The following is a 13608-nucleotide window of genomic DNA, read 5'->3' as shown; positions in this document are numbered from 1 at the left end:
GTGTTCGGCAAAGCCAAACCTACTCCTTTCGCGCGAGATTCAACACACCCGGGTGCGCCTGTTTTATTCGTCCGCTTTTCCGGCTCTCCGACTCCGTCTCCACGTTTCCGGATGGGAACGAATTCATTCGCCCGTGCAGGCCCGGGGCGGCTTCGAGACCCTGATTCGGCTCAACAGCTGGTTTGGCTCGGGTTCGGCTCGGAAGGGCTAGACCCGAGGGAAGTCCAAGGCGGGTCCGAGTCCCACAGTTCCGTGCCGCTGCTGCGCCCAGGCTGAGAAGTGGCCCCAGCAAGATCCTTCGGCCCGCGTGGCATGTGCCGCGGGCGAATGTGGTGCGCTTGGGCCTCAGGATGACAGGTTTTGGCGTCGCATGACAGGATGAGCGGCTTCCATGAACGGATTGGGTTCCCGATGCCCGTACGCAGACCGACGAAGGAAGAGATCGCCGCCGCGCTGAACACAAACATCCCCGACGTGATCGCGCCGGGGCTGAAGGTGCTCTTCTGCGGCATAAATCCTGGGTTGTACACGGCCGCCGTCGGATACCACTTCGGTCGGCCGGGGAACCGCTTCTGGAAGGCGCTGCACGCCGGCGGCTTTACCCCGCGCGTGCTGGACCCGTCCGAGCAAAGTGAGCTGCTGCGCTACGGCTACGGCATCACCAACATCGTGGATCGCGCCACCACGGGCGCGGCGGAGCTCACCCCGGCCGAGCTGGCGGAAGGTGGGCGCAACCTGGATGAAAAGGTGCGCCAGTTCGCGCCCCGCTGGCTGGCCGTGCTGGGCGTCGGCGCGTATCGGACGGCGTTCAACCGGCCCAAGGCCACGCTGGGACCGCAGGCGGAGACGGTGGGCGGCCGGCCGATCTGGATCCTCCCCAATCCGAGCGGCCTGAACGCCAACTACCAGGCCGCGGACTTCGCCCGCCTCTTCCGCGAACTGCGCGATGCCGCCGAGGCCGGCTCCTCATGACAAACGTCACGCCGAAGTCGTGACGAATCGGCATGGTCCCATTCGGTGCGCGCCGCCAGCTTTGAGGCGGGCGATGCGAGAGTGCCGTCGCCGAAACCTAATGCAAGGAAACACCATGTCCGCAGGCCACGAACACGCCGTCTCGCGAGGCGTGACCGCTCGCGCCCGCCGCCGGGCCATCACCACCCTCCTGCTCGCCGCCGCCGCTCTCATCCCCGCCGGCGCGCCCACGGCGCAGCAGACGCAGGCGACGCTCATCCGCAACGTGCGCGTATTCGACGGCGAGCGGGTGCTGCAGGGGCACGACGTGCTGGTGGAGGGCGGCAGGATCGCCCGGGTGGCCCGGGGCGTGCGCGCGCCCGCTGGCGCCGCAATCGTGGACGGAGCGGGGATGACGCTCCTGCCGGGATTGATCGACGCCCACACGCATACCTTCGGCGACGCGCTACGCGAGGCCGCCGTCTTCGGCGTGACGACGCACCTGGACATGTTCACCGACGTGGCCACGGCCCGCACAGCCCGCGAGCAGCAGGACGCCGGGCAGGCGCGGGGACGCGCCGACCTGCTCTCGGCGGGCGTGCTGGTCACCGCGCCGGGGGGCCATGGCACCCAGTTCGGAATGCGCATTCCCACCATCAGCTCGCCCGACTCGGCGCAGGCGTTCGTGGACGCCCGCATCGCCGAGGGATCGCAGTGGATCAAGATCGTCTTCGATGACGGTGCGGCGTACGGCGCCTCCATCCCGTCCATCGACCGGGCCACCATGCGGGCGGTGGTCGAGGCCGCGCACCGGCGCGGGAAGCTGGCCGTCGTCCACGTGAGCGATGCCGCCAGCGCCCGGGCGGCGATCGAGGAAGGCGCGGATGGCTTGGTGCACCTGTTCAACGACCAAGGCCCCGGCGCGGACTTCGCCCGGCTCGCGGCGTCGCGACGCGCCTTCGTCGTCCCCACGCTCACCGTAATGATGAGCATCACGGGCACGGGGGGCGGCGCCCCGCTGGTGAGCGACGCGCGCCTTGCCCCGTACCTGCTGCCCGCACGCGGCGACGCGCTGGCCCAGGGCTTTCCCCGGCGCGTCGGGGCGCCGATCCGGACGCTGGATTCCGCCTTCGCGGTCATCCGGCAGCTGCGGGCCGCAGGCGTGCCCATCCTGGCCGGCAGCGACGCGCCGAACCCCGGCACCGCCTTCGGCGCGGCGATGCACCGCGAGCTGGAGCTGCTGGTTCAGGCCGGCCTTACGCCCATCGAGGCGCTCCGGGCAGCGACCAGCGCCCCCGCCACGGCCTTTCGCCTGGCGGACCGCGGGCGGATCGCGGTTGGGCTTCGCGCCGACCTCCTGCTGGTGGAGGGAGATCCCACCGCCGACATCACCGCCACCCGCGCCATCCACACGGTCTGGAAGGAGGGCGTGCCCATCGACCGCGAGAGCCTGGCGCGGAGCGTCACCGCGGCCCGCCAGCGCCAGGACGCCGGGGCCGCCTCGCTCGCGGGCGGGCTCGTCGCCGACTTCGAGTCCGGCGCGCTGGCGGCGGTGATGGGCAACTGGATGCCCTCGGCCGACACGTACGCCGGCGGCACGTCCAGCGGCGAGGTGACGGTCGTGGAGGGCGGCGCGGGCGGAAGCCGCCACTCGCTTTCGGTCACCGGCACCATCACCCCCACGCTCGCCTACGCCTGGTACGGGGCCATGTGGATGCCGGCCGAAGCCATGTCGCCCGTGGACCTGTCGTCGAGGCCGGGGGTGGCGTTCCAGGCCCGGGGCGATGGAAAGACGTACCGGGTGATGGTCTTCGCGCGGTCGAAGGGAACGATGCCGCTCATCCGCACCTTCGTCGCGGGACCGGAGTGGCGCGAGGTGCGGTTCGCCTGGTCGGACTTCGGCATCGACGGGCACGACGTGATGGGCGTGGTGCTGGCGGGCGGCCCGCAGCCGGGGCCGTTCGAGCTGCGCATCGACGACTTCGGCCTGCGCTGATGGAGACCGGCCCGGCCGCCGCCCCGGCATCATCCCCCCGCCGCCGGCTGGTGCCCGCCGGCGGCGGAGTGGGGTGGACGGCGTACGCGTGGCTCATCTACCTGACCTTCTTTCTGATCGAGCCGGCGGTGCCCCTGCGCCTGGCCCACTCGGCCCGCGCGTACCCGGCGGTGACCGCGCTCGTCGTCGCGGTGTTCCTGGTCTCGTACTTCCGCGGCTTCTGGGTGCAGGGCCGGGCGCTGATGGTGGTGGTCGCCGTCCAGGCGCTGCTGGGCGTGGTGATGACGCCGCTGAACGTGGGCGCCTCGGTGTTCTTCATCTACGCGGCGAGCTTCGCGGGAAACCTGGCGGGACCGCGGGTGGCGGCGCGAGCGATCGTGATCGTGGCCGCCGCAGGGGCGGCGAGCTCGTGGTTGGCGCAGCCCCCGCTGTGGTACTGGTTTCCCGCCGTGGGCATGCCCCTGCTGATCGGCTTCGTGAACCTTCACTACGCCCAGGAGGCCAGGGTCAACGCCAGGCTCAAGCTTGCGCACGAGCAGATCCGACACCTGGCCGCGGTGGCGGAGCGCGAGCGCATCGGCCGCGACCTTCACGACGTGCTGGGGCACACGCTTTCGCTCATCGTCCTCAAGTCGGAGCTGGCGTCCAAGCTGGCCACGCGCGACGTCGAAGCGGCGGCACGGGAGATCCGCGAGGTGGAGCAGGTGGCCCGCAAGGCGCTGCGCGAGGTGCGCGAGGCGGTGCGCGGCTACCGCGCATCGCTCGACGACGAGGCCCGGCAGTCCGCCGCCATCCTGGCCGCGGCCGGCATCCGCGCGATGGTGGACATGCCGCCGGTAACGCTGGAGCGCGAGGTGGAAGAGTCGCTGGCGCTGGCGCTGCGCGAGGCGGTGACGAACGTGGTGCGCCACTCGCAGGCGCAGGCCTGCAGCGTTCGGCTGAGGCGGGAGCCCGGCGGATATGTGCTGGAGGTGGAAGACGACGGACGCGCGGGCGCCGTGACCGAGGGGAGCGGGCTGCGCGGAATGCGCGAGCGCGTGGAGGCGGCGGGTGGAACGATGACGGGCGGCAGCGGCATCGGCGGGCGCGGCGTGCGGATTTCCGTGCGCGTCCCCGACGGGCCCGGGCCGGCCGCGAACGCCGGGACGCGGGAACCGGGAGGCTGGGGATGATTCGCGTGCTCGTGGCGGAGGACCAGGCGATGGTGCTGGGCGCGCTGACCGCGCTGCTCCAGATCGAAAGCGACATCGAGGTCGTGGGCCGTGCGGCGAACGGCGACGAGGCGCTCGCGCTGGTGGAGCGCGACGCGCCGGACGTGGTGCTGACCGACATCGAGATGCCCGGGATGACGGGGCTGGACCTGGCCGCGGAGATCACCCGGCGCAAGCTGCGGACGCGTGTAGTGATCCTCACCACCTTCGCCCGCGCCGGCTACCTTCGGCGTGCGCTGGATGCCGGCGCCAGCGGGTACCTGCTCAAGGACAGCCCCTCCGACGAGCTGGCGAACGCGGTGCGTCGCGTACACGCCGGCGGGCGCGCCATCGATCCGACGCTGGCGCGCGAGGCGTGGACAGAAAGCGACCCGCTCACCGACCGCGAGCGGCAGGTGCTGCGGCTGGCCGGCGAAGGTCTCGCCAGCGCGTCCATCGGCGCGTCGCTGTTCCTGTCGGAGGGCACCGTCCGCAACTATCTCTCCGCCGCCATCTCCAAGCTGGGGGCGGCCAACCGCGTGGAGGCGGCGCGGCTGGCGCGGGAGAAGGGATGGCTCTGATGCGTGCGAAGCTCGGGATCATGCTCGTCGTCCTGCTCGCCGCGTGCGGGCGTCCATGCGGCCCGCGGTTCACCATGTCGCCGCAGCCCACCGTCCAGGTAGATCCCGCGCCGGTCGTCGTGATCGAACCGCGGGACGTGGTCTCCGCGGCGCCCGCTCGATCCGTCGCGCAGTATTCGGTTGAGGTCGCCGCCACCGTGGCGCGCTTCCACCAGGCGCTGGAGGCCGGAGACAGCGCCGCCGTCCTGGCGCTGCTCGCGCCCGACGCGGTGATCCTGGAGTCGGGCGGGGTGGAGGACGTGGCGGAGTACCGCGGCCATCACCTGCCCGCCGACATCGAGTTCGCCCGTGCCGTCCAGTCCACCCGCACACCCGTGCAGGTCCGCGTACAGGGCGACGTAGCGTGGGCGTCCGCGACAAGCGTCGCTCAGGGCCAGTTTCGGGGACGCGCGGTCGCTGCCACAGGCGCGGAGCTGATGGTGCTCGCCCGCACCGCGGATGGCTGGCGCATCACCGCCATCCACTGGTCCAGCCGCACCCGCCCCTGACCTACCGGAAGGTGCCGGGGCTGACGCTGTAGGTCAGGTGATGGCGGCCGGTATCATCGTCCGGGCCCCAGAACCCAAGCTGCTCCGTCCACTTCACCGTCTGCAGGCGCTTGCCGCCCAACGTCAGGAACCCCGCCGCGCGCGTGGTGACCGCGCCCAGCTTCCGCAGGTCCGCCAAACCGCGCAGGACGGTGGTCGCACGCTCCGCCACGATGCGCTTCGCCGTCCCCGGCCCAATTCCTGGGACGCGCACCAGGTCTTCGTACGAGGTCGTCTTCACCTCCACGGGAAAGCGCTCCGGGTGGGCGAGCGCCCACGAGGTCTTGGGATCGTTGCCCAGCGGCAGGTTGCCGCGCTCGTCGAACACCACCTCGTCTGCCCCGAAGCCGTACTGGCGCACCAGGTAGTCGGCCTGGTACAGCCGGTTCTCGCGTAGCACCGGCGTTTCGGGCGCGTTCTCCAGAGGGGTGTCGCGGATGGGGCGAAAGGCGCTGAAGTGCGCGTGATGGATGCCGCCACGGGCGTACAGCTCCGTCACCTTGCCCAGCAGCGTGCGGTCGCTGTCGGGCGTGGCGCCCACGACGAACTGCATGGTCATTCCCGAGGCTCCGCCGGGGTGCAGCGGGTCGCCGGGCTTGCCGTCGCGCCGCTCCCCGCGCTCGCGCGAAACCAGCCTGCGCGCCTGCTCCAGGCTGGCCAGCGAGGTGTCGAGGCTCTTTTCGGGCGCGATCTGCGCGAGCGACGATCCGCAGGGCGCCTCCAGGTTCAGCGACACGCGGCTGGCCAGCGCCGTCAGCCGCTCGATCTGCGCCGCCTGCCCGCCCGGCACCATCTTCACGTGGACGTATCCGGTAAAGCGGTGCTTCTCGCGTAGCAGCTCCATCACCTGGATCAGGTCGTCCATCACCTTCACGGGCCGGCCGGGAATGCCCGTGGTGATGAACAGCCCGCTGCACCAGCCGCGATGGAAGGCATCGAGGAAGATCTTCACCAGCTCCTCGGGCTTCAGCAGCGTGCGCGGCATGGCGCGGTCGCGGCGCATGGGGCAGTAGTGGCAGTTGAAGCTGCACGCGTTGGTCATCAGGATGCGCATCAGCGACAGCTTGCCTTTGCCGGCCACGCGCAGCTCGCGGATGTTCACCGGCCGCAGCGCGCCCACGTCGTTGGCGTGTCGCAGCCGGGGCGGAAGCATTGCGCGGTCCTTACCAGGCGCCCCGTCGCGGTCGTCGCCCGCCAGGCCGATCAGCAGCTCCAGCTTCTGCTCCAACGTCATCGCATCCATCGAACACTCCTGCTTCGGGTTCTCTTCGTATCCGAATAAAACCCGAAGTGGATGACGACGCAAGACTCCGCCAACGCGCATCTGTCATCCCGACGGAGCGGCCCGTGGATTCCGCCCATACCTGCCGAAGCGCGTCTGTCATCCCGACGGAGCGGCCACGGCTGACCTGCCTGTACGCCTCACCCGGCAGCGACCGAGGGATCCGCCACACAGCAGGCGAAGCGCACGAGAGTCTTGGATTGCGCCCGGGTCCAAGGCGCACCGGAGTTTTGGATGCGCCACGCCTCATCGAGCGGGGTGAACCCGCCGCTCGGAAAGCGGAAAGCCCCGACGCGGGCCGCTGTCGCGTCCCGCTCGGGGCTTCACCTGCACGCGCATCCCACCATCCGAAGGGCGGCCAACCACGCGAGCAGTCCGCGAAGGCGGACTTCGTGCCTTTCCAGCCGCGACTTTAGTCGCCACAGCGGGGCCGGGTCAGCGGATGACCGCCTCCTCTTCCTGGACCCCGCGGAGCCGGGGGGTCGACGCGACGGTCAACGGTCAGCGGATGACCGACTCCTCCTGCTCCTCGTCTTGAGCCCGGTCGCGCCGGTCGCGTGGCGGGCGGCCGAACGCGTACGAGAAGCTCAGCGTGGCGCTGCGCGCGCTCCACTGGCTGCGGCCGATCTGCACGTGCGACGGGTCGCTCGTGGTGAACGACGAGCGGTACAGGTCGAACGGGTCCGTCACCATCAGGTTCAGCGTCGCGCGGTTGTTCCACAGCTGCTGGCGCAGCCCCACGTGCGTCATCAGCGACGACGACACGCGGCCCTGCGGCACGTCGCGCGCCGGGTTGTACGAGGCCATCCCCTGCATCGCCAGCGTCTCGGTGATCCGCGCGCTCACGTTCCCGCGCGCGCCCCAGCGGAACGCATCGCCCGAGTAGTCCAGCGCCAGGTTGCTGGCGTTGCGCACCTCGCGCGCACCGTTCACGCTCACGTTGCCGCTGATCCCCCCGATCGGCCGCACGGACACGCTCAGCGAGGTGCCGTACGATGTAAGCGAGGCCACGTTCTCCCACGTCACCGTCGACACGCCGGCCGCGTCCACCGTCTTGATCTGCGTCCAGTCGTTGTCCGTGCGGCGGTAGAAGGGCGAGGTGCGCAGCGTTCCGAACGCCGTGGTCCAGCTGGCGTCCAGGCTCACGGAGCTGGAGTACTGGGGCTCCAGCTCCGGGTTGCCCACCGTGCGGTTCAGCGGATCGGTGGACAGGTTCGTGGGATTCAGAATCTGCGGCCGCGGGCGCCGAACCCGCCGCGAGTACGAAAGGCGCAGGTCGCGCCCATCGCCCAGATCCCACCGAACGTTGGCGCTGGGAAAAAGGCTGAGGTAGGCGTTGTCGTACTCCTGCACCGCCCCGGGCAGCGTCAGCCTGGTGTCGGCGTGCTCGGCCCGCAGCCCGCCCTGCAGCGTGAACGCGCCCAGCGTGCGCGACGCGGTGCCGTACGCCGAGTGCAGCGTCTGCCGGTAGGCGAACGCCATGTTCGTGGCCACGATGCCCGGCTGGCCCTCGTCCGCGAACACCTCCAGCATCCGGTCGTCGTCGGTGTCCTGCACCTCGGCCCGGTATCCCACCTCCAGCCGCCCCTTGGGTCCCCACGGGCGCACGTAGTCGGTGCGCAGCTGCATCTCGCGCTCGGCACCCACGTCGTCGCGCACCCGCAGCTCCACGGGCTCGTCCGTGGGGCTGCCGTCGTTTTCGAAGAGCTCGCGCCGCGTGCGGCTGAACGTTTCGTCCTCGCCCGCCTCGAACTCCACATCGATGGAAAGCTCGTGCTCGCCGCCCATGAACACACCGCCGCCGCCGCCCCCAGGACCGCCGCGGCCGCCGCTGTATCCACCGGGTCCACCCGGCCCGCCATGCCCACCGGGTGCGCCCCGGCCCGGGGCGCCCTCGCCCCCACGCTCCGTCGTCCGCCGGCGCGCGGCGGCGGCAAAGCTGTGGCGGAAGCCCGCCGAGAAGTCCGCCGACACGCTGTTGCGGGAATCGTCGAGGGCGCGGTCGTACAGCTCCAGCGGGGTGCGCGCCTCGTTCATCCGGGTGTAGCGCGTCACGCCGTCGGCATCGTTCTGGTTCCGCCAGACGGCCCCTTCCGCGTGGAGCGAGGAGGCGCGGCTCAGCTGGTACTCGGCGGAGAAATCCAGGTTGCCGGAAAGGCCCTGGTCTTCGCGCCACGCGTCCTGTTCCAGCAGGGTCACGGGCGAGGCCAGCAGGTTCTGCCGCAGGTCGAAGCTGGTGGTGCGCCGGTCGGAGCGGCGCAGAAAGCCGCCGCCGAACAGGGTCCACGCCCCGCTCTGGTACGTGAGCCGTCCACCGGCGCCGACCTCGCCCCGGCTGCTGGCGTTGGTGAACACGTTGCCGCTCAGCCCCAGGTCTACGTCGCGGTGCAGCACCACGTTCACGATGCCGCCCGCGCCCTCGGCCTCGAACCGCGAGGAGGGGTTGGGAATCACCTCGATGCGCTCGATGCGGTCTGCGGGAAACTGCTGAAGGAACAGCTCCAGCTGCTCGCCCTGCATGGGCGCCGGGCGGCCGTTCAGGTAGATCTGCGCCGCGGTGCCGCGAAGCTGCACGCCGCCGGTGACACCCACCTCCAGTTCCGGCACGGCGCGCAGCACGTCGTTCGCCACACCGCCGCTGGCCACGGGCATGTCGCGCGTAGTGTAGATGGTGCGGTCCGGCGCCACGACCACCGCGGAACGCTCGGCCACCACCTCTACCTCGCCCAGCAGCAGCACGGACGAGGCAAGGCGGATGGTCCCCAGGTCCGCCGGTGCCCCCGCCGGCACCACCGCGTCCGCGCGATGCGGCGAGTATCCCAGCAGCGCCGCCCGCAGGGAGTACCGACCCGGCGCGGCCTGGATGCGGAACCGCCCCGCCGCGTCCGTCTGCGCCCCCGCGACGGCCGAAGTGTCGCCCCCCGCGTGAAGGGTCACACGCACTGACGCCAGCGGCCGCCCGTCCGCGGCCTCCACGACCGTGCCGGTGACGGTGCCGGCCTGTGCGTGCGCGGCGACGGGAAAAGCCGCCAGGGCGGCCGAAAAGGCGAGCATCCGCCCGAGGAACTTGAAAGGACTCATCTTGTTTTCCGCTGTCGGCGCGCCGTGTTGGCAAGGCTCGCCGGTGAACGATCCATGTGCAGGGTAGACCACCGGCCCCGCCTTTTCGTTGGGTCTCCGCCCGGGCGCCACGTTCCGGTGGCCCGGTTCCTGACGACATGAAAGGACGCGCCGCGCCGGGGCACCTTCCGCTCCGACCGCGGGCGGAACCGTGGAATCAATCGGACGAGGAGAAGCGGGATGGCGGATCGGCTGGATGCGGCGGCGAGCGGAACGTTCCTGGTGGGCGGCGACATCCCGGTCGACCGGCTGGGCTTCGGCGCCATGCGGATCACGGGGGAGGGCGTCTGGGGCCCACCGAAGGACCGCGAGGAGTGCATTCGCGTGCTGAAGCGAACCGTAGAGGTCGGGGTCAACCTGATCGACACGGCGGATTCCTACGGTCCCAACGTCAGCGAGGAGCTGATCGCCGAGGCGCTGTACCCGTATCCCCGCGGGCTGCTGATCGCCACCAAGGGCGGCTTCACCCGCTCCGGGCCGGGCAAGTGGACCGAGAACGGCCACCCGAAGCACCTGCGGGCCGCGTGCGAGGGAAGCCTGCGGCGGCTGCGCCTGGACACCATCGACCTGTGGCAGCTTCACCGCATCGATGCCGCCATCCCCGCCGAGGACCAGGTGGGCACCGTGGCAGACCTGCGGCGCGAGGGAAAGATCCGCCACGTGGGGCTGTCGGAGGTGACGGTGGAGCAGATCGAGGCCGCGCGGCGCGAGGTGCCCATCGCCACGGTGCAGAACCGCTACAACGTGGCGGACCGCGAGTGGGAGGGCGTGCTGGAGCACTGCGAGCTGCACGGGATCGGGTTCATCCCATGGTACCCGCTGGCGGTCGGCAAGCTGGCGGAAGAGGGCGGACCCCTGGCCGAAGCCGCGCGCCGGCGGGGTGTGGCCGCGTCGCAGGTGGCGCTGGCCTGGCTGCTGCGGCGCTCGCCGGTGATGCTGCCCATCCCGGGTACCTCCAAGGTGGCGCACTTGGATGAGAACGTCGCCGCCGCCGCCGTGGAGCTGGCGGACGACGAGTTCCGCCGCATCGGCGAGGCCGCGGGCGGCGACGAAGGCTGATCCACACACGGGGGATGCAGAACGTGGCGAGCAACGACGTGGTCGCCCGCATCGGGCGGGAGCACTATCGCACGGAGATCGAGGTCGGCGGAAAGAGCGTCGTCGTCGACGAGCCCGCCAGCTTGGGCGGGGGCGATTCCGGCCCGACGCCCTACGACATGATCCTGGGATCCATCGGCGCGTGCACGGCGATGACGGTGCGGATGTACGCCGATCGCAAGGGCTGGCCGCTGGAAAGCGTGACGGTGCGCCTGCGGCAGGCGCGCAGCTACGAAAAGGACTGTGAGGACTGCGATGCGCAGGCGCTTCCCGGCATCACCATCGAACGGGAGCTGGTGATGGAGGGCGCGCTGGACGACGAGCAACGTGAGCGGCTGACGCAGATCGCCGACCGCTGCCCCGTGAAGCAGGCGCTGGAGCGCGGCGTCCACGTTCAACCGGCGCAGCCCGCGTGATGCGTCGGTCCTGGCTTGCCGTCCTCCCGCTGGCGTGCGTGCTGTCGCTGGCGGCTTGCGGCTCGGGGGTGGAGCTGGTCGCGGAGAGCGACGGGCCGCCGCCTTGGCGCACGGCGTTCACCGAGCGTGCGGCATTCGTGGCGGCTCGCGACAGCAACACCCTTCACGTGCTTCCGATCGACAGCGCCGGCCAGCCGAGCGCCGCCGGGCGGCTGCGCGTTCCCGGCCGCATCGACGCGATGGCGGCGCGCGGCACGCACGTGTTCCTGGGCATCACCCTTCACCAGAACGCGCTGCAGGAGCCGCTGACACGCGAGTGGATCGACCGGGGATGGCTGCTCATCGACGAGCGGTTCTCGTCCGGCGGCGCGTTCCTGGGCGGGAGCAACCTGGTGATCTTCGACGTGGCCGATCCGGCGCGCCCGCGCTTTGTCTCGGCGCTGGTCACCACCCCCATGCCGATGACGGACATCCGCGAGATCGTGCTGCAGGACGGCCGGGCGTACCTGGTGACGGACGTAGGCGTGTGGCTCGCCGACGTCGCCGATCCCGCCGCCCCGCGGCTGGTGGGCCGGGTATCCGAGACTGGCGTGGCGGTGGCGGCCGGCCGGCACCTGTACGTGGCCGAAGGCGCGGCGCGGCCGGGAGATTCGGCCGGAGCGCGGAACGTGGGCGGCGGGATGAAGATCGTGGACGTGTCCAACCCCGCCGTGCCGCACGTACTGGGCCGGCTGGACGCACGCGCGCTGGGCACGCGCGAGGACGCGGGTGTGTACGGCGCGGACGTGGACGTGATCGCCGCGGGCGAGCGCCACGTGTACCTGGACGCCGAGGTGCGGGTGGGTGCGCGCACCCGCGACTTCCTGGTGACGGTGGACGTGTCCGATCCCGCCCAACCGCGCGAGGTGGGGCGCGTGGAGGTGGATTTCCTGGACGGGCTCGTCGTGCGCGGCCGGACGCTGTACGCCTACGGCACCGGCGGATCGCGCGCGCTGGTGCGGCGCTACGATCTATCCAACCCCGCGGCGCCCCGCGAAACGGGCCGCTACGACCTTGACGACGCCACCGACATGGAATCCGTCGGCAACCTGGAGGCGGCGAACGGCCTGGTGTACGTGCAGAACGACGACCTGGGGGTCTCGGTCTTCCGCCTGCCTCGCTGAGGCTGGAGTTCGCGGCGGGTCGCCTCGCGGAAAAAAAGTACGAGCGTTTCGGGCGGCCGGGTGCTATTATTGCGATGTCCCCTCAGGGTCGGACACACCAGGCACCCAGGACGCACCATGCATGGCAACAAGCAGGCGTACCAGGCCGCGTACGAACGCGCGCTCTCCGGCAAGAGCACGCGGAGCCTCCTCGACATGCTGACGTGGCCGTTCGAGGACAACTACAGCCGCCAGTCGCGCGAGCAGGGCGCCCGTGACGGCGCCGCGGCCCGCCTGGCGCAGGGAGCCGCACAAACCTCGAGCGCGCCGACGCAGCACTGAGGCCGCCACGGCCCGGCGCTTCGCCGGGCCGTCTCGTTCCTCCGCCGGGTCCGCCGCACCCGCTCGACGGGTGGGGCCGGTTCGGCTATTCTCCGCGAGTTCAGAGTACCTCCCCGCTCCCAACCTCCCACCTACCTGATCGACCCATGGCGAGCAGCAAGGCCGCGACCGTCGAAGAGTACCTCCAGGAACTGCCGGAAGACCGCCGCGAGGTCGTCTCCACCGTGCGCGACGTCATCCTCCGCAACCTTCCGGACGGCTACACGGAAACGATGGCGTGGGGGATGATCACCTACGGCATTCCCCTGGAGCGCTATCCCACCACCTACAACGGCCAGCCGCTGGGATACGTGGCGCTCGCCGCGCAAAAGAACAGCTACTCGCTGTACCTGTTGGGCGCGTACATGGACCCGGCGCAGGAGGAGGCGCTGCTCGAGGCGTTCCGGCGGGAGGGGAAGAAGCTGGACATGGGCAAGTCGTGCGTCCGCTTCAAGAAAACCGCGGACCTGCCACTCGACGACATCGGCCAGCTCATCGCCGCGACCACGCCCGAGCAGTTCATCGCACGCTACGAAGCCAGCCGCGCCCGGTGAGCTGAACTGCGGGTCTCACGCGGAGGCGCCGCGACGAGCACAGTGGCAGAGGCCTCGGCCCTGCTGGGGCGACTGAAGTCGCGGCTGCAACATCACGAAGTCCGCCTTCGCGGACTGCACGCGCAGTCGAGTGCGCGGTGCCATCCGAAGTGCAATTCAGGTCTCCCCCTCCCCTGCGCAGCGGGGGACGGGGGCCGGGGGGAGGGGGCTCCCAAGGCATTCACCGGCAGCCCGCCCATCCGATGTGACGTCTCCCCTCTCCCGGCGCAGTTTGCCGGGGGAGGGGCCGGGGGAGGGGCCCGCCGCGGCG

Annotated in this window: 13 protein-coding genes; 11 read left to right on the top strand and 2 right to left on the bottom strand. The window is 71.0% G+C overall.

Features of this window, described 5'->3' with window-relative positions; all coding sequences use genetic code 11:
• The 6 genes from VF632_RS06150 to VF632_RS06125 form a co-directional block, all read left to right on the top strand.
• Positions 1-211, top strand: a 211-nt coding sequence (locus VF632_RS06150) for a hypothetical protein (RefSeq protein ID WP_331021984.1), incomplete at its 5' end; no start/stop codon positions are given.
• 200 nt (positions 212-411) lie between these two features.
• Positions 412-972 (top strand): G/U mismatch-specific DNA glycosylase, encoded by a 561-nt coding sequence (gene mug / locus VF632_RS06145; protein WP_331021983.1) that lies wholly within the window; start codon positions 412-414, stop codon positions 970-972.
• 151 nt (positions 973-1123) lie between these two features.
• Positions 1124-2947: a CIA30 family protein gene (locus VF632_RS06140; protein ID WP_331021982.1), complete on the top strand. Its 1824-nt coding sequence runs from the start codon at positions 1124-1126 to the stop codon at positions 2945-2947.
• On the top strand, positions 2947-4119 hold the full coding sequence (locus VF632_RS06135; protein WP_331021981.1) for a sensor histidine kinase: 1173 nt from the start codon (positions 2947-2949) through the stop codon (positions 4117-4119). Before VF632_RS06140 ends, VF632_RS06135 begins: the two co-directional genes overlap by 1 nt.
• A complete protein-coding gene (locus VF632_RS06130; RefSeq protein WP_331021980.1) occupies positions 4116-4718 on the top strand; it encodes a response regulator transcription factor in 603 nt (200 codons plus the stop codon). Before VF632_RS06135 ends, VF632_RS06130 begins: the two co-directional genes overlap by 4 nt.
• A complete protein-coding gene (locus VF632_RS06125; protein ID WP_331021979.1) occupies positions 4718-5266 on the top strand; it encodes a nuclear transport factor 2 family protein in 549 nt (182 codons plus the stop codon). The genes VF632_RS06130 and VF632_RS06125 overlap by 1 nt, the downstream gene beginning before the upstream one ends.
• Position 5267: 1 nt before the next feature.
• Here the strand turns inward: VF632_RS06125 and VF632_RS06120 are convergent, their stop codons facing one another.
• Together VF632_RS06120 and VF632_RS06115 are read right to left on the bottom strand one after the other, a co-directional pair.
• Positions 5268-6548 carry a radical SAM protein gene (locus VF632_RS06120; protein WP_331021978.1) on the bottom strand — a complete coding sequence of 427 codons (1281 nt, stop codon included), beginning with the start codon at positions 6546-6548 and terminating at the stop codon, positions 5268-5270.
• A 540-nt stretch (positions 6549-7088) separates the two neighbouring features.
• The gene (locus VF632_RS06115; RefSeq protein WP_331021977.1) at positions 7089-9668 is read right to left on the bottom strand and encodes a TonB-dependent receptor domain-containing protein; all 2580 of its coding nucleotides are present in this window, start codon (positions 9666-9668) and stop codon (positions 7089-7091) included.
• A gap of 219 nt (positions 9669-9887) precedes the next feature.
• On the opposite strand from VF632_RS06115, the gene VF632_RS06110 reads away from it, so the two are divergent.
• The 5 genes from VF632_RS06110 to VF632_RS06090 all read left to right on the top strand — a co-directional run bounded on the left by VF632_RS06110 (position 9888) and on the right by VF632_RS06090 (position 13298).
• Complete coding sequence (locus VF632_RS06110; RefSeq protein WP_331021976.1) at positions 9888-10766, top strand: aldo/keto reductase; 879 nt, start codon at positions 9888-9890, stop codon at positions 10764-10766.
• 14 nt (positions 10767-10780) lie between these two features.
• Positions 10781-11221: an OsmC family protein gene (locus tag VF632_RS06105; RefSeq protein ID WP_331021975.1), complete on the top strand. Its 441-nt coding sequence runs from the start codon at positions 10781-10783 to the stop codon at positions 11219-11221.
• The gene (locus VF632_RS06100; RefSeq protein ID WP_331021974.1) at positions 11221-12384 is read left to right on the top strand and encodes a hypothetical protein; all 1164 of its coding nucleotides are present in this window, start codon (positions 11221-11223) and stop codon (positions 12382-12384) included. The genes VF632_RS06105 and VF632_RS06100 overlap by 1 nt, the downstream gene beginning before the upstream one ends.
• 117 nt (positions 12385-12501) lie before the next feature.
• Positions 12502-12705 (top strand): hypothetical protein, encoded by a 204-nt coding sequence (locus tag VF632_RS06095; RefSeq protein ID WP_331021973.1) that lies wholly within the window; start codon positions 12502-12504, stop codon positions 12703-12705.
• 146 nt (positions 12706-12851) lie between these two features.
• On the top strand, positions 12852-13298 hold the full coding sequence (locus tag VF632_RS06090; RefSeq protein ID WP_331021972.1) for a DUF1801 domain-containing protein: 447 nt from the start codon (positions 12852-12854) through the stop codon (positions 13296-13298).
• Positions 13299-13608: the final 310 nt, after the last annotated feature.

The sequence above is a fragment of the Longimicrobium sp. genome, from assembly GCF_036388275.1.
Lineage (GTDB): Bacteria > Gemmatimonadota > Gemmatimonadetes > Longimicrobiales > Longimicrobiaceae > Longimicrobium.
The sequence above is the reverse complement of the archived record's forward strand: the minus strand, read 5'-3'. Positions and strand labels throughout refer to the sequence as shown.